Genomic DNA, 13,915 nt, shown 5'->3' on the forward strand with positions numbered 1-13,915 from the left:
ATCGATATTTCAAATACATAAGTGTTCGCAGTTTTATCCTGAATGGCGCGCCATTTCAGAAACCCTTGAGATCACTCGGGTTTCGGCTTTTCATGACCTTCGCGGAATTCATCGCGCAGCTCGGCTGGCACGGCCTCCGTCACAATCGGCGCAGGGTTCGCGAGGCGCCGCGAGGGGGCTTTGGCTGGCAGGCATCGGCGCGGCGCGGAAGCCCGTTTCCGGTTTTGGGGAGCTATCGCCTCAGAACGCTGCTGCAGCATGGGCCAGGGCCCTGGCGCTAGCGCGTCGAAGCCTTGGCGGGTCGTTCTCGCATGATGTAGGCATCGACGCGGGGGACGGTCGTCAGGTGCTCGACGCGATCGTGGAGCGGAGAGAGGACGCAGACCGGATCCGTGTTGCGGGGATCTCCGGTCAGCGCCATCGCCTGGCAGCGGCAGCCGCCGAAGTCGATCTCGCGGCGCTCGCAGCTCCGGCACGGCTCGCGCATCCAGTCCGTGCCGCGGAACGCATTGAAGGCCGGCGAATCCCGCCAGATCTCCGCAAGGGAGCGATCGCGCACGTTCCAGAACGAGAGGCCGGGGATCGTCTGCGCGGCATGGCAGGGCAAAACCAGCCCGCGCGGCGTCACGTTCAGGGACTGGCGGCCCCAGCCGTTCATGCAGGGCTTGGGATAGCGCGCGAAATGGTCGGGCGGGACGTAGTCGATGGTGATCCGTCCGGCCGTGCGCTCGCGAAGATCGGCCACCGTCGCGCTCGCCGCTACAGCGTCCGTCAGCTCCGGCATCAGGGCCTCGCGATTGCGGGCGGCCCAACCGTAATACTGCGTGTGTGCCAGCTCGATCCGCCGCGCGCCCAGGCCGATCGCCTCGTCGACCATGGCCGCCATGCGGGCCAGGTTGCCGCGATGCAGAACGGCGTTGATCGTCAGCGGCAAGCCAACCTCGGTGACCATGGACGCGAAGGCGCTCTTGCGCCGGTGCGAGCCGGCCAAGCCGGCGATCCGGTCGGCGTTGCCTGCGTCGGTGTCCTGGATCGAGAGCTGGACATGGTCGAGCCCGGCCTGGGCCAGCGCAGCCAGCCGATCGCGATCAAGCCCGATGCCGGAGGTGATCAGGTTCGAGTACAGCCCATGCCGCGCAGCGGCCGCGACGAGCTCGGTGAGATCCTGGCGCGCTGCAGGCTCGCCGCCGGAGAGATGAAGCTGCAGGACGCCGAGGTCGGACGCCTCCTCGAAGACGCGGATCCAGTCGGCGGTCGCCAGTTCGTCGGCCTTGCGATCGAGCTCCAGGGGATTGGAGCAGTAGGGGCAGGCCAGCGGGCAGCGATGCGTCAGCTCGGCCAGCAGTGCGAAGGGGGCCGGGGCGCTCATGGGTCGATCAGACCTCGGGAGGCGAGATCGCCGAGCAGCGCGGTGACGTCGCGTTCGATCCGGGTCCGGTCGGCGGCATAGTCGCGCGCGAGGTGATCGACGATCGCAGGCAGCGAGCGCTGTCCATCGCACAACGCCAGGATCGCAGCCGTCGATGCGTTGATCCGCAGCACATGCTCGGGCGCCAGCATATTATGCCCGCCGCGGACGCGATCCTCCCGGATGCGCACACCCGCCGCCAGCCGGGGCTTCGATCCGGTGTCGGTCACGATTCAGGCTCGAATGCGCCGGGCGGAATCTGCCCCGGCTCGCCATAGGCATGGTCGAGCGCATCAAGCATCGCCCAGAGCACGTCGCATTTGAATTCGAGGGCAGCGACCACCGCCTCCTGATCGGCCGGTGTGGTGGCGTGGGCCGTGACGTAAGCGAGTGCGCTCTCGACATCGCGCGATGCCTGCTCGGGGCGGGCCGTGAAGTAGCTCAGGCTTTCGGCGCTGACGAAGTCGTAATGGGCGAGCATGCCCGCGACGCGCGTCTTGATCACCTGCGGCGAGAAGAGTTCGGTCAGCGACGACGCCACTGCCTCGAGCAGCGGACGCTCACGGACGAATTCGACATAGGCGCCGACCGCGAACCGCGTCGCCGGCAGAACGCCCCTGAACGCGACGACGTCCGCGCGCGCAAATCCCAGACTTTCGCAGAGGCGCAGCCAGCGCTCGATGCCGCCCTCGCCATCGGCCCCACCGTCATGGTCGACGAGGCGCTGGCGCCAGGCCCGCCGCAGAGCGGGATCGTCCAGGCGGGCGATGAGCGTGGCGTCCTTGCGGGGGATCGCGGCCTGATAGGCGTAGCGGTTCAGCGCCCAGGCCTGCACCTCGCCCCTGGTGCAGCGTCCGGAATGAAGACGCTGATGGAACGGATGCCGGTCGTGATAGCGCCGTGCGCCGACATCGCGGAGCCTGTCCAGAAAGGCGTCAGGTGAAAGCAGGCTCACAGAGGGATCTCCATGCCATCCCGGGCGATCTCGACGCCGGCGCTCTCGACGAGCCTGCGCTCGCGCGAGCCCTCGATGAGAACCGGGTTGGTGTTGTTGATGTGGGTGTAGATTTTGCGCGACGCCGGGAGCGCTGCGAGCCAGTCGAGCGAGCCGCCCGGACCGGTCATCGGCATGTGCCCCATCCGGCGACCGGTCTTTTCGCCCAGCCCAGACCTGATCATCTCGTCGTCCTCGAAGAGCGTGCCGTCGAACAGGACGATGTCCGCCCGCTCGGCCTGAACGCGCACCCCGTCGCTCAGAGTCGCACAGCCTGGGATGTAGAGGAGGCGCGTCCCGCGTCGGCTCACCACCAGACCGGCCGTTTCGCCGTCCTCGCTGCCGGTCTCAGGCTCGGGTGTCTCGAGATAGAGCGGCGCCTTGCCGGGCACCGGAAACAGCGTCATTTCGGTCTCGTCTCCAGCCGGGATCGGGGCATCGGCGCGGAGCGCGGCCCAGTCCGCCTGCAGAGGCTGCAGCATCGGATTATCCGCGATGGCGGCTCGGACAGGGTCCAGCGCCCAAATCTGAAAGGCATGGCGCTCGCGCAGCGACAACAGCCCGGCGACGTGATCGATCTCCGCGCTGGTCAGGACAACCTTGGCGATCGGGGAGTGCCGCGCGGATTGCGGCCAGAGAGCCGGCGTGGCGCGCAACTGCTGGCCGATGTCGGGGGAGGCGTTGACGAGGATAGCCTCGTCGCGCTCCACGAGAGCGAGCGAGGATTGCGTCCGCCAGGACGCACGCGGGTCACCGGCCCAGGCCAAAGAACAATTGGCGCAGCGGCAGTTCCATTGTGGAAAGCCGCCGCCCGCAGCGGAACCGAGGACGACGGCCTTCATCGATGGTCAGTCGGCCTGCGTGTCGGCGGTCGGCTGCGCGGGGAGGCTGGCGATCTCATGGCTGGCGATTTCATGGCTCTCGGTCGCCGGCGCGTAGGCCGTGACTTCCATGCCGCAAGCGATGGCTTCGATGGTGGGAGTTTCCCAGGTCATGACGTCTCCTTTCAACGATACAGAGGTAACGCGCCGGCCCGGTGTGAAGGTCCGGCTTGGGCATGCGCCATGATGGCGCGGCTTTCCGTGTCGGTATACGCGCTCACGGCGCCGTCGGTTTTGGTCCCTGTGCCGCCCCGGCACCGTCTTCCGGGCCGACCGCCGGTGCGATGTCGGTCTGCGACGGCTGGGACCGCGCGCCGACTGGCGGGGCCTCGCCGGTCGGACGCCTGGAATCCGGCGCCGCCGACGCGGCCTGAGCCGAGACGCGGTCCGTGGGGATCGGCTGGGGGGTGGTCGAGCCATCCGCCGCCGCGACGCGCCAGACCGTGTTGCCAGCATCGTCGGCAATGAGCAGCGCGCCCGTCCCGTCCATCGCCAGGCCGACCGGCCGCCCCCGCGCCTGTTCGCCCTCGAGGAACCCCGTCACGACATCCTGCGGCATGCCGGTGGGGCGACCGTTCTCGAAGGGGATGAAGATCACCTTGTAGCCGTTGAAGGCATTGCGGTTCCAGCTGCCGCGGTTGCCCACGAAGGCGCCGTTGCGATAGGCCGCCGGCATTGCGGAATCATGGGTGAAGGCCAGCCCCAGCGCTGCGACATGGCTCGTCAGCGCGTAATCCGGCGAGATCGCCTTCGCGACGAGATCGGGACGCGGCGGGACGACGCGCCGGTCGGCATGCTGGCCGTAATAGCTCCAGGGCCAGCCGTAAAACCCGCCCTCGCGAACGGAGGTCAGATAATCCGGCACGAGATTGCCGCCGAGCTCGTCGCGCTCGTTGACGACGGTCCAGAGCTGGCCGGTTTCCGGATGGAAGTTCAGCCCGTTCGGATTGCGCAGACCCGATGCGAAGATACGCGCCGCCCCCGTGCGGCGATCGACCTGCCAGATCGCGGCCCGGCCCTTCTCCGCTTCGAGACCGCGCTCGGCAGCGTTGGAATTGGAGCCGACCGATGCGTAGAGGAAGCGGCCGTCGGGACTGAGCGCCAGATCCTTGGTCCAGTGATGGTTGATCGGCCCGCCCGGTAACGGCGTCAGGACGGTCGGTTGCGCGTCGATCGCGGTCTGCCCGAGCGCATAGGGATAGCTCAGGATCGCATCGGCCGCGGCGACATAAAGCGTGTCCTCGTACCAGGCGACGCCGAAGGGCGAATTGAGCCCCGTGAGCAGCTCGACGCGCTCGTCGACCGTGCCATTGCGGTCCGTGTCGCGCAGAAGCGTGATCCGGTTCGTCTCCGGCTGCCCTTCCGGGCTACCCGAAGCGATCGACATGATGAAGTTGCGGATGATGTCCTTGGGACGGTTGATGGGCTTCCCGGGCGGGGCCTTCGACTGAACGACGAGCACGTCGCCATTCGGCAGGGTATGCACCGTCCGGGGGTTGGCGAGACCCTTCGCGAAGGGGGTTACCACGAGACCTTCCGGCACGCGCGGGGCCTGGCCATCGCGCCAGCCGACCACCTCGGCCACCTTGAGAGCCGGCAGCAGGTCCGAACTCGGAGCCGGCAGCACCGGATCGGGTCCGTACTGCTTTGACACGTCGAAGCTCTCGTCGTTGCAGCCCGCCAGAACGAGGCAGCTGGACGCGAGTGCGATCAGGGACAGGCGGGAGGTTTCAGTCATGGCGCGCTCCCAGCCAGGCGGTGGCGATCATCACGACGACGGTCAGCACCGACACGGTCAGCCCGTACGGCATGACCGCGGTCCAGCCGTCGGCCGTGTGGATGAAGCTGTTGAGCGTGGCGAGCAGCAGAACCACGATCCCCGCGAGGACAGCCGACCAGGCCGGCCGGACGCGGTGGAGGGCAAAATCGATCGCCAGCGTCAGCAGCGCAAACGCGCCGAAGACCAAACCTGCGAACAGCAGCCATTCCGAGAAATGCAGCCACAGCAGATTGAGCGTCTGCCAGTAGGCGACGTCGGTGAGAACCGTGAGCGTGAAGCAGGCGACGGGAAACGACAGCAAGGCCGACGAGACGAGGTCGATCGGGCGATGCCGGTCGAACCGGGCGTGTTGATAGGTCATGCGAACGGCTTGCCTTTGGTGCGAGGAACTCTGGACCCTACTGATGGATCACGCGCTGGTTCCGGGAGGTCACGGACGTGTGAAGGCGCGCGCGGCCCGCAAGCACAACCGATGCAAGCAGCGATCGGGACCCCGAGCTTAGGGAACCTCGCGCGGCGCTTTGCGTATTCCTGACTGGTGACCCCATTCCCTGGCCGGGGTCGCGCGGTCCGGGGAGGTGGTTCGGGTGTCGGTCGGAAGTGTCGTTCCCTATTGCGGGCTGCCACCCGCCCCCGCCGATCTCCTTGCCACCTGGAATTTCGACCCTCCCCTCTTGATGGTGCTGGCGCTGGCTGCCGCAGCCGCCCTCGGGCTGCGGGACCGGCGCCGCCTCGCGGGGCTTGTCGCGGTCGCGGTGCTGACGATCGTTTTCGTGTCGCCGCTCTGCGCCCTCGCCTCGGCGCTGTTTGCAGCGCGGGGCCTGCATCATCTGGTCATGGCTGCGCTGGCCGCGCCGCTCCTGGCTATCGCATTCCCGGCAGGGCGGCCCTCCGGCGTTGCGGCGCCGCTGGGTCTGTCGAGCCTTGCGCTGTGGTTGTGGCACTGGCCGGCGCTCTATGAGGCGCTCTATCGCGATGCGAGCCTCTACTGGCTGATGCAGGTGTTCTTGCTGGCGAGCTTCGTCTGGTTCTGGCGCAATGTGATGTCGGCGCGGACCGCACCGGTGACGGCGCTGCTGGCGATCGCGGCAGGGGCCGGGCAAATGGGCCTGTTGGGGGCGCTGCTCACACTCGCCCCGACACCGCTCTACCCGGTCCACGCCGCGGGCGCGCTGCTCTGGGGCCTCGATCCGCTTCAGGATCAGCAACTCGCCGGGCTGCTGATGTGGGTGCCGGCCTTCTTCATCTATGGCGGTTATGCCCTCTGGACCGCCAAGCGGCTCGACCGGGCGGCATTCTCATGATCGCCTGGCTCAAATTCCTGCACATCACCACCCTCCTGGTCTGGTGCGGCGGTCTGCTGTTGCTGCCTCTGCTGCTGGCGCGGGCCGACAATCCCGTGCGGGCCGGCGAGGCGGCGCGGATGCGGATCTTCGCCCATTTCGGCTATAATTTCTGCGTCAGTCCGGCCGCCGTCCTCGCCACGATCGCTGGCGGCAGCCTGATCTTCGCCCGCTGGGTGTTCGAGCCCTGGATGTTCGCCAAGCTGGCGCTGATCGGCGGGCTGGTCGTGCTGCACACCTATGTCGGGCATTGCGTCGCGCGGCTGGGCGAAGAGGGCTATGTCCGCCCCGCCGTGCCGCCGGCGCTGTTGCTGTCCGCGGGCCTCGCCATCATGACCGCGATCCTGCTTGTCGTGCTCGCCAAGCCGCATCTCGACGCCGCGCTGATGCCAGACTGGCTGCAGCAGCCCCTCAACCGTCAGCTTTTGCTGCCGCCGGCGCCGAGCCGGTAGTCGAAGACGAGCTTCCCGCCATGCCAGCCCGTCAGCCCCGTGAAACCGGCACACAGCACCGACAGCAGAACGCCGAATGGCAGCACCGCGTCCTCGTAACCGCTCAGCCTGTAGCCGAAATTGGCGCCGAGCATGCTGAGCAGCGCGACCGCGATCACGAAATGCGTCCAGCTCGGCGGGCGGGTGCGGATGCCCGGGACCAGCAGCAGTTCGACGGTGCCCGACAGGCCAGCGAGGAGGCCGATCAGGAAGGCGGCGCCAATCGCCCAGAGCGCGACGCGCGTCCAGAAGATGTCGCCGGTCCACCAGTAGAACAGGTCGGCGCCGAGCGTGCACATCGTCAGCGAGATCGGGAAGGCAACCAACATCGCATGGATCGGGTGGCCTGCGACGGCGACGCGGGTGTCGGTGTCGCTCAGCACCTTTTCCGCATGCAGCGGATCCAGCGCCTGGTCGGTATCGGGGCGCGGCGGGCTCATCGCCTCGCCCCCATCGCGACGGCCGGCATCGCTTGCGGGGCGTGCAGCGGCCCTCTCTCCGTGCTCGATCCTGCCGGCCCGGCGGCGGACAGCATCCTCACGCTGATGACCGTGCTGCTCGCGCTCTCGATCCTGTCCTTCGTCGTCATCTTCGGGCTGTTCCTCCTGGCCTGGCGCCGTCGCCGCAGGCCGGCGCCGTCGCTGCGCCTGTTCCTCGTCGGCGGCGGACTGGTCTTCCCGCTGGTCCTACTCAGCGTCGCCACGGTCTATGCGGTGGTGCTCGGCGAGCGCATCACCGGCGCCCGCGAGGTGCCGGCGCTCCGCGTCGAGGCGCAGGCCCGACAATGGCGCTGGGAGTTTACCCGCCAGGGCCCGGGAGGTTCCGTCACGCGCGCCGACGTGCTCGACATCCCGGCCGGGCGCAGCGTCGAGGTCTTCGTCACCAGCGCGGATGTGATCCACAGCTTCTGGGTGCCGCGGCTCGGCGGCAAGATCGACGCCGTCCCCGGCAGCCGCAACCGCATCCTGCTGCGCGCCGACCTACCGGGGCGCTATGGCGGCGTCTGCGCCGAGTTCTGCGGCACCGGCCACAGTGTCATGAATTTCAGCGTCCTCGCCCATGACGAGGCGGCCTGGGCGAAGCTCGCTGGCGGAGACCGTCCATGAGCGCGCTCAAGCTCCACGCCGAACTCGATGCGATCTGGCGGCGGCAGAGCGGCTGGAAAGGCGTTCTCACCAACGTCAATCACAGCGATCTCGGCATCCGCTTCATGGTCGCGGCGGGTGTCTACTTCACCATCGGCGGCATCCTCGCCATGCTGATCCGGGCGCAGCTGGCGACGCCGCGCTCGGCCTTCGTCGGGCCGGAGATCTACAACCAGATCTTCACGATGCATGGCAGCCTGATGATGTTCATGTTCGCGATCCCCTTCTTCGAGGGGCTCGCCATGTACATGCTGCCGAAGCTGCTCGGCTCGCGCGACCTGGCCTTTCCGCGCCTCTCCGCCTTCGGCTGGTGGTGCTATCTCTTCGGCGGATTCATCCTTCTCGCTGCGATGGCGCTGGGGCTGGCACCCGACGGCGGCTGGTTCATGTACACGCCGCTTGCATCGAAGACTTACACGCCAGGCATCAATGCCGATGTCTGGCTGCTCGGCATCACCTTCGTCGAGATTTCGGCCGTCTGCGCCTCGATCGAGATCACCGTCACCGTGCTCAAGCTGCGCGCGCCGGGCATGTCGCTCGGCAAGATGCCGATCTTCGCCTGGTACATTCTGGTCACGGCGCTGATGATGGTGGTCGGGTTTCCGCCGCTGATCCTGGCCTCCACCCTGCTCGAGATCGAGCGCGCCTTCGGCTGGCCCTTCTTCGATCCGGCGCGGGGCGGCCACCCGCTGCTCTGGCAGCATCTGTTCTGGCTGTTCGGCCATCCGGAGGTCTACATCATCTTCCTGCCCGCGGCTGGGGTCATCTCGACCGTCCTGCCGGTCATGGTCCGCCATCCGCTGGTCGGCTATGGCTGGGTCGTGGGCTCGATCCTGGTGCTGGGCTTCTTCAGCTTCGGGCTCTGGGTCCACCACATGTTCGCGACCGGCATCCCGCATCTGGCGCTGGCGCTGTTCTCGGCGGCCTCGGCGCTGGTGGCGGTGCCCACCGTGGTCCAGCTCTTCGCCTGGCTTGCGACGATGTGGGCCGGGCAGCCGCAGATGCGGCTGCCGATGCTCTACATCGCCGGCTTCTTCTTCAATTTCCTGATCGGCGGGCTGACGGGCGTGATGCTCGCCATGGTGCCGTTGAACTGGCAGGTCCATGACACCGCCTTCGTCACGGCCCATCTGCACTATGTCCTGATCGGCGGCTTCGTTTTCCCGATGCTGGCCGGGCTGCATTACTGGTTGCCGCGGCTGATCGCGCGCCGCAGCCACCCGCTGCTCGGGCAGCTCGCCTTCTGGCTCATCTTCGCCGGCTTCAACCTGACCTTCCTGGTGATGCATCTGACCGGGCTGCTCGGCATGCCGCGGCGTGTCTCCAGCTACGAGACCGGCCTCGGCTGGGACTGGCCCAACCTGCTCTCTTCGGTCGGCTCCTTCATCATGGCGATCGGCGTCGCCGTCGCCGTCATCGATTTCAGCCTCGCGGCGCTGTTCGGTCGGCGCTCCGGACGCAATCCCTGGCGGGCGGGCACGCTCGAATGGGCGCTGCCGATCCCGGCGCCGAGCTACAACCTCGCCAGCCTTCCGCAGGTCGACAGCCGCGAGCCGCTCGACCGGCGCCATGCGCTGGCCCGGAGCCTCGCCCAGGGCGAAGGCTATCTCGGGCGGACCCGCGACGGGCTGCGCGAAACGACCGGCGTCGACATCGTCTCGGGCGCGGTGAGCGAGATCGTGATCGTGCCCGGCAATTCCTGGCTGCCGATCGTGACGGCGGCCGTCACGGGGAGCTTCTTCCTCTCGCTGCTGCTCGGCTTCTACATGGCAGCGCCGGTGGCGCTGGCGGGTCTCGTCATCCTCGGATGGCACTGGGCGGCCGGACTAGGGGCCCGGGCCGATCTGGGTCCCATCCCGCTCGGCCGTGGCGAGCAAGCGGTGCCACATCATGAATCGGCGGAGGCGCCGGGTTGGTGGGGCAGCGTGTTCGCGCTGGTGACGGACGCGACCTTCTTCGCCTCGCTCCTCTTCGGCTACGCCTTCCTCGCCACCGTCGGCGCGGGATGGCCTCCGCCCGTGCTGGCGCAGCCCTCGCTCATGGCCGCGATTCTCGTCCTGGCAGGCGTGTCCGCAGCGCTGTTGGCCGAGCAAGCAGCGCTGGCAGCGGTCCGAACGGGGCGGCCGCAGCGGGCGCGCTCCGCTTATGCGCTGGCGACAACCGGCCTCGTCGTCGGGTTGCTGGCGCTCGGCACCTTCGGCTGGCTCGGCCTGCCGAGCCCGCAGAGCCATGCCTATGGCGCGGTTGTCTGGGTGCTGCTGATCTATGGCGCCGTGCATGGGCTGATCGCGCTCGTCATGCTGCTCTTCGTCCGCCGGCGACTGGCGCAGGGCTATGTCTCGCCGGCCCGGCTGCTCGAGCCGCGGGTGGCGCGGCTCTGGCTCCGCTACGGCGTGCTCGCGATGATCGTCTCGCTCGCCGCCATCGCCCTGCCAGCGGGGGCGTCATGGCGGTGGTGATGCGCCTCCTCGCCGGCCTGCTGATCTGGGCCCTGGGCTTCAACGCGATCTACGCCGCCCATGGCCTGGGCTGCGGCCTCGGCTGGGGAGAGCGCCTCCTGCTTGGCCCCTTCACGCTGCTGAACGGGCTGCTGATACCGCTCTGGTTGTCCTGTCTGGCGCTAAGCCTGCTGCCTTTGCGCCAGGCACTGCGCGCCCGCGGCACGACCGCCGATCCGGTGCTGCGGCGTGCCTGGCTCGTCGGCGGCTGGGCCGGTCTCGGCGGGCTTGCCGTCACCGGAGCGCCCGTGCTGCTACCGGCGCATTGCCTCTGACGGCGTTGCGACCATCTGCACCGTCGGCGGCGCATGGTCCTGGCGAGGGAACGCCGCGCCGCCCCAGCGGCACCGTGCGCGCTCATGCGCGAAGAGGCGCTCCGCCGAAGAGAGGCTCTCGCGCATCCACGCAGCGCGGGTCACTGCAACACGAGCCGTGGCAACCAGAGGACGACTTCGGGAACGAAGGTGATGATCGCCAGCACGCCGAAGCCAACGCCTAGGAAAGGCAGCACCTCCCGCACGACGCGCTCGATCTTCACTTGGGCGAAGTTCCCGCAGATGTAGAGCAGGATGCCAACGGGTGGCGTCAGCAGGCCGAGCATCAGGTTGAAAACGATGACCAGCCCGAAATGAACGAGGTCGATCCCCACCGCCTCGACGATCGGGATCAGCACCGGGATCAGGATGATCATGGCCGCGATCGCTTCCATGAAGCAGCCGACGATCAGCAGCAGCACGTTGATCAGGATCAGGATGACCCAGGGATTGTCCGAAAAGGCTCCGATCCACGCGGCAATCTCGCGCGGCAGGCCGCTCACCGCCATCAGCCAGCCGAAGCCGGCGGCAAAGGCGATGATGATCATGACCACGGCGGAATCGAGCCCGCTCTGGACGCAGATGCTCCAGAGCTGGCGCCAGGACAGTTCGCGATGGATGACCATGGCGACGAAGAGCGCATAGAGCACCGCCACGGCCGCGCTCTCCGTCACCGTGACGACGCCGCCAGTGACGCCGAACAGGATGACGAAAGGCATCATCAGCGCCCAGATCGCCTTGCTGCCGGAACGCAGCACCTCGCGCATCGGCACCGCCTCATGGACCGGGTATTTCCGGGCCCGCGAGATCAGGTAGACGACGACCGCGAGCCCGCCGCCGAGCAGCAGGCCGGGAATGACGCCGCCGAGAAACAGGGCGGCGACGGACACGCCCTTGCCGACCGAGAGGGCGTAGATCACGAGCGGGATCGAGGGCGGGATGATCGGCCCCATCACCGAGGCTGAGGCCGTGATGGCGGCGGCATAGCCGGGGTCGTAGCCGGAGCGCTTCATGCCCGGAATCAGCACCTTGCCCAAAGCGGTCGCATCGGCCACCGCCGAGCCGGAGACGCCGGAGAAGACCATGCAGGACATCACGGTGGTGAGGCCGAGCCCGCCGCTGAACCGGCCGACGCAGGCATTGGCGAAGCTGATGATGCGGGCGGTGATGCCGCCGACATTCATGATGTTGCCGGCCAGGATGAAGAACGGGATCGCCAGCAGCGAGTAGGAATCCGCACCGATCAACGCCCGTTGCACGAAGACCGAGAAGGGCAGAGTCGGGTGGTTGGCGATCGTCATGACGGCGGCGAGCGCCATCGCGAAGGCGATGGGCAGGCCCAGCACCATCATCACGCCGAAGGAGAGCATCAGCACGCCGGCCATGGGGATCGTCTCCTCGCAATGCGCGTCTAGAGATGAACGTCGCCGAACGGATCGCGACGGGCCGGATCCAGCAGCTTCTCGATCCAGAACAGGATCATCAGCGCGGCGCAGAAGGGCGCGGCGAAATAGAAGGAGGCCGGGCTGATCTCCAGCGCCCCGAAGGTCTGGCCGAGCGTGCCGATCGAAATCTGCAGCCCGAACCAGAGCATCAGCACGGCCAGCAGCAGGATCAGCCCCTGGTTGAGCCAGAGCACGACCATCTGCAGCCGCTGCGGCAGCATCAGCACGAACATGTCGATCGCGATGTGCAGCATGTTCCGGTAGAGCACCGCGGCGCCGGCGAAGACCGACCAGACGAACAGGATCCGGCAGACCTGCTCCGTCCAGGACAGCGGGCGATCCAGCCCGTAGCGGTACCAGACCGCGACGATGGTGATCAGAACGATGGCCGCGATCGACGCGCCGACGATGGCGCGGGCGATCCAGTCGCCGGCATCACAGACCCTGCGCCACAGCGCAGGCAGACCGGTCAGAGGCTGCATGGCAATCCCGTCACGCGAGAGCAAGGTGCCGGGCCCGACGGGCCCGACAACGGTGGCGATCCGGTGATCAGGCGATCGTCTTGATCCGGTCGACCCATTTCTTCACATGGGCGAACTCGGTCTCCATGCCTTCGAGCGTCTTGCGGAAGGCGTCCTTGTCGACATCGTTGATCGCGATGTTCTTGGCCTTGACCAGGCCGAGAATGCGTTCGTCGTCGGCGATCACCTTCGGACGCAGCGTATCCTCCGTGTCGCGGGCGGCCTGGACGAGGGCCTTGCGCTGGTCCTCGCTGACCGCACGGAAGCTCGCTTCCGAGATCACGATCATGTTGTCCTGCATCATGTGCTCGGTCAGCGCGAGGTTCTTGTTCACGTCGAAGATGCCGCCGTTGAAGGTCAGCGCCATCGGGTTCTCCTGACCCTCGATCACGCCCGATTTCAGCGCCTGGAACACCTCCGGCCAGGGCAGCGGCGTCGGCGAGGCGCCGAAGCGCTCGAAGGTCCGGCGCCACATCGTCGTCTCCGGCACGCGGATCTTGAAGCCCTTGAGATCGGCCGGCGTCTTGACCACGCGGCTGGAGGAGAGCTGACGCGGCATGCGCGGGATGGCGCCGAGCGGACGCAGCTTGGCCTGGGCCGCGACGTCGTTGCCGTATTCGGTCATGATCGCGGTCATGACCTTGTCCTTGTGGGCGACGTTCTTGAACAGATAGGGATAGGTGAAGACCTCGGCCGGCTTGTACCAGCCGGCGAGCAGGGCGGCGCCCGGCGTCGCGACATGGATCGAGCCCTGCAGCAGCCCCTCGACATTCTCGCGCTCACCGCCGAGCGCGCCGGCATGGTGCGAGGCGATGTCGATCTGGCCCTTGGTCAGCTCCTTCACGCGCGCGGCGAACACGTCGAGACTCTGGGCGATGAAGTCGGTCTGCGGCGTCGCCGAGGCGCCGATCCATTTCAGCTGCTGGGCCCGCAGGATGCCGGGCATGGCGACGAGGCCCGCGCCGAGCGCGGCTCCTGCCAGGACGGTCCGGCGGGTCGGCTGGTCTGCTCTGATCTTGGTCATGATGTCCTCCCTGGACGGTTTGGCCGGCCCGTTATCTCGGGCTCTCGCCGGTCTGCACTGCTGGGCCGGGG

General features: G+C 67.7%; 17 protein-coding genes. 6 read left to right on the forward strand and 11 right to left on the reverse strand.

The window, feature by feature from the left end; all coding sequences use genetic code 11:
• Positions 1 to 281: hypothetical protein (locus tag AX750_RS26695; protein ID WP_210171823.1), on the forward strand; the 281-nt coding region annotated here is incomplete at its 5' end.
• Here the strand turns inward: AX750_RS26695 and pqqE are convergent.
• From pqqE to AX750_RS00950, 7 genes are all read right to left on the reverse strand, one after another.
• Entirely contained in the window at positions 278 to 1,369 is a 1,092-nt protein-coding gene (gene pqqE / locus AX750_RS00925; RefSeq protein WP_066722424.1) for a pyrroloquinoline quinone biosynthesis protein PqqE, read from the reverse strand. The two genes, AX750_RS26695 and pqqE, sit on opposite strands and share 4 nt — an antisense overlap.
• Positions 1,366 to 1,638, reverse strand: a complete 273-nt coding sequence (pqqD, locus tag AX750_RS00930; RefSeq protein ID WP_066722426.1) for a pyrroloquinoline quinone biosynthesis peptide chaperone PqqD — start codon at positions 1,636 to 1,638, stop codon at positions 1,366 to 1,368. The genes pqqE and pqqD overlap by 4 nt, the downstream gene beginning before the upstream one ends.
• Positions 1,635 to 2,363 (reverse strand): pyrroloquinoline-quinone synthase PqqC, encoded by a 729-nt coding sequence (gene pqqC / locus AX750_RS00935; protein ID WP_066722429.1) that lies wholly within the window; start codon positions 2,361 to 2,363, stop codon positions 1,635 to 1,637. Before pqqC ends, pqqD begins: the two co-directional genes overlap by 4 nt.
• Positions 2,360 to 3,244, reverse strand: a complete 885-nt coding sequence (gene pqqB, locus AX750_RS00940; RefSeq protein WP_066722432.1) for a pyrroloquinoline quinone biosynthesis protein PqqB — start codon at positions 3,242 to 3,244, stop codon at positions 2,360 to 2,362. Before pqqB ends, pqqC begins: the two co-directional genes overlap by 4 nt.
• Before the next feature lie 6 nt (positions 3,245 to 3,250).
• Positions 3,251 to 3,397 (reverse strand): pyrroloquinoline quinone precursor peptide PqqA, encoded by a 147-nt coding sequence (pqqA, locus tag AX750_RS25280; protein ID WP_082735363.1) that lies wholly within the window; start codon positions 3,395 to 3,397, stop codon positions 3,251 to 3,253.
• 103 nt (positions 3,398 to 3,500) lie between these two features.
• Entirely contained in the window at positions 3,501 to 5,021 is a 1,521-nt protein-coding gene (locus AX750_RS00945; RefSeq protein ID WP_066722435.1) for a sorbosone dehydrogenase family protein, read from the reverse strand.
• A complete protein-coding gene (locus tag AX750_RS00950) occupies positions 5,014 to 5,424 on the reverse strand; it encodes a DUF2231 domain-containing protein (protein ID WP_066722438.1) in 411 nt (136 codons plus the stop codon). The genes AX750_RS00945 and AX750_RS00950 overlap by 8 nt, the downstream gene beginning before the upstream one ends.
• A 226-nt stretch (positions 5,425 to 5,650) precedes the next feature.
• On the opposite strand from AX750_RS00950, the gene AX750_RS00955 reads away from it, so the two are divergent.
• Both AX750_RS00955 and AX750_RS00960 read left to right on the forward strand, forming a co-directional pair.
• The gene (locus AX750_RS00955) at positions 5,651 to 6,367 is read left to right on the forward strand and encodes a cytochrome c oxidase assembly protein (RefSeq protein WP_066722441.1); all 717 of its coding nucleotides are present in this window, start codon (positions 5,651 to 5,653) and stop codon (positions 6,365 to 6,367) included.
• Positions 6,364 to 6,858 (forward strand): CopD family protein, encoded by a 495-nt coding sequence (locus tag AX750_RS00960; RefSeq protein ID WP_066722444.1) that lies wholly within the window; start codon positions 6,364 to 6,366, stop codon positions 6,856 to 6,858. Before AX750_RS00955 ends, AX750_RS00960 begins: the two co-directional genes overlap by 4 nt.
• On the opposite strand, the gene AX750_RS00965 is transcribed toward AX750_RS00960, so the two are convergent.
• Positions 6,825 to 7,337 (reverse strand): DUF2231 domain-containing protein, encoded by a 513-nt coding sequence (locus tag AX750_RS00965; RefSeq protein ID WP_066722447.1) that lies wholly within the window; start codon positions 7,335 to 7,337, stop codon positions 6,825 to 6,827. The two genes, AX750_RS00960 and AX750_RS00965, sit on opposite strands and share 34 nt — an antisense overlap.
• A 60-nt stretch (positions 7,338 to 7,397) precedes the next feature.
• On the opposite strand from AX750_RS00965, the gene coxB reads away from it, so the two are divergent.
• The 3 genes from coxB to AX750_RS00980 are packed head-to-tail and all read left to right on the forward strand — an operon-like array spanning position 7,398 to position 10,815.
• Positions 7,398 to 8,003 carry a cytochrome c oxidase subunit II gene (gene coxB / locus AX750_RS00970; protein ID WP_245282272.1) on the forward strand — a complete coding sequence of 202 codons (606 nt, stop codon included), beginning with the start codon at positions 7,398 to 7,400 and terminating at the stop codon, positions 8,001 to 8,003.
• Entirely contained in the window at positions 8,000 to 10,501 is a 2,502-nt protein-coding gene (gene ctaD, locus AX750_RS00975) for a cytochrome c oxidase subunit I (protein WP_066722450.1), read from the forward strand. Before coxB ends, ctaD begins: the two co-directional genes overlap by 4 nt.
• The gene (locus AX750_RS00980) at positions 10,501 to 10,815 is read left to right on the forward strand and encodes a hypothetical protein (RefSeq protein ID WP_156446589.1); all 315 of its coding nucleotides are present in this window, start codon (positions 10,501 to 10,503) and stop codon (positions 10,813 to 10,815) included. Before ctaD ends, AX750_RS00980 begins: the two co-directional genes overlap by 1 nt.
• A gap of 140 nt (positions 10,816 to 10,955) precedes the next feature.
• On the opposite strand, the gene AX750_RS00985 is transcribed toward AX750_RS00980, so the two are convergent.
• From AX750_RS00985 to AX750_RS00995, 3 genes are all read right to left on the reverse strand, one after another.
• Positions 10,956 to 12,239 (reverse strand): TRAP transporter large permease, encoded by a 1,284-nt coding sequence (locus AX750_RS00985; protein WP_066722455.1) that lies wholly within the window; start codon positions 12,237 to 12,239, stop codon positions 10,956 to 10,958.
• 26 nt (positions 12,240 to 12,265) lie between these two features.
• Positions 12,266 to 12,781 (reverse strand): TRAP transporter small permease, encoded by a 516-nt coding sequence (locus AX750_RS00990; RefSeq protein ID WP_066722458.1) that lies wholly within the window; start codon positions 12,779 to 12,781, stop codon positions 12,266 to 12,268.
• 67 nt (positions 12,782 to 12,848) lie between these two features.
• Positions 12,849 to 13,844, reverse strand: a complete 996-nt coding sequence (locus AX750_RS00995) for a TRAP transporter substrate-binding protein (protein WP_066722461.1) — start codon at positions 13,842 to 13,844, stop codon at positions 12,849 to 12,851.
• Positions 13,845 to 13,915: the final 71 nt, after the last annotated feature.

Origin of the sequence: Methylobacterium sp. CCH7-A2 (assembly GCF_001557075.1) — a bacterium.
Taxonomy (GTDB): Bacteria; Pseudomonadota; Alphaproteobacteria; order Rhizobiales; family Beijerinckiaceae; genus Allobosea; species Allobosea massiliensis.

Bases quoted from the DNA above. Each gene is read 5' to 3' on its own strand.
- pqqE (WP_066722424.1), bottom strand. From the start codon at position 1,369: ATGAGCGCCCCGGCCCCCTTCGCACTGCTGGCCGAGCTGACGCATCGC.
- pqqB (WP_066722432.1), bottom strand. From the start codon at position 3,244: ATGAAGGCCGTCGTCCTCGGTTCCGCTGCGGGCGGCGGCTTTCCACAA.
- pqqA (WP_082735363.1), bottom strand. From the start codon at position 3,397: ATGACCTGGGAAACTCCCACCATCGAAGCCATCGCTTGCGGCATGGAA.
- AX750_RS00945 (WP_066722435.1), bottom strand. From the start codon at position 5,021: ATGACTGAAACCTCCCGCCTGTCCCTGATCGCACTCGCGTCCAGCTGC.
- AX750_RS00950 (WP_066722438.1), bottom strand. From the start codon at position 5,424: ATGACCTATCAACACGCCCGGTTCGACCGGCATCGCCCGATCGACCTC.
- AX750_RS00960 (WP_066722444.1), top strand. From the start codon at position 6,364: ATGATCGCCTGGCTCAAATTCCTGCACATCACCACCCTCCTGGTCTGG.
- AX750_RS00965 (WP_066722447.1), bottom strand. From the start codon at position 7,337: ATGAGCCCGCCGCGCCCCGATACCGACCAGGCGCTGGATCCGCTGCAT.
- ctaD (WP_066722450.1), top strand. From the start codon at position 8,000: ATGAGCGCGCTCAAGCTCCACGCCGAACTCGATGCGATCTGGCGGCGG.
- AX750_RS00980 (WP_156446589.1), top strand. From the start codon at position 10,501: ATGCGCCTCCTCGCCGGCCTGCTGATCTGGGCCCTGGGCTTCAACGCG.
- AX750_RS00985 (WP_066722455.1), bottom strand. From the start codon at position 12,239: ATGGCCGGCGTGCTGATGCTCTCCTTCGGCGTGATGATGGTGCTGGGC.
- AX750_RS00990 (WP_066722458.1), bottom strand. From the start codon at position 12,781: ATGCAGCCTCTGACCGGTCTGCCTGCGCTGTGGCGCAGGGTCTGTGAT.
- AX750_RS00995 (WP_066722461.1), bottom strand. From the start codon at position 13,844: ATGACCAAGATCAGAGCAGACCAGCCGACCCGCCGGACCGTCCTGGCA.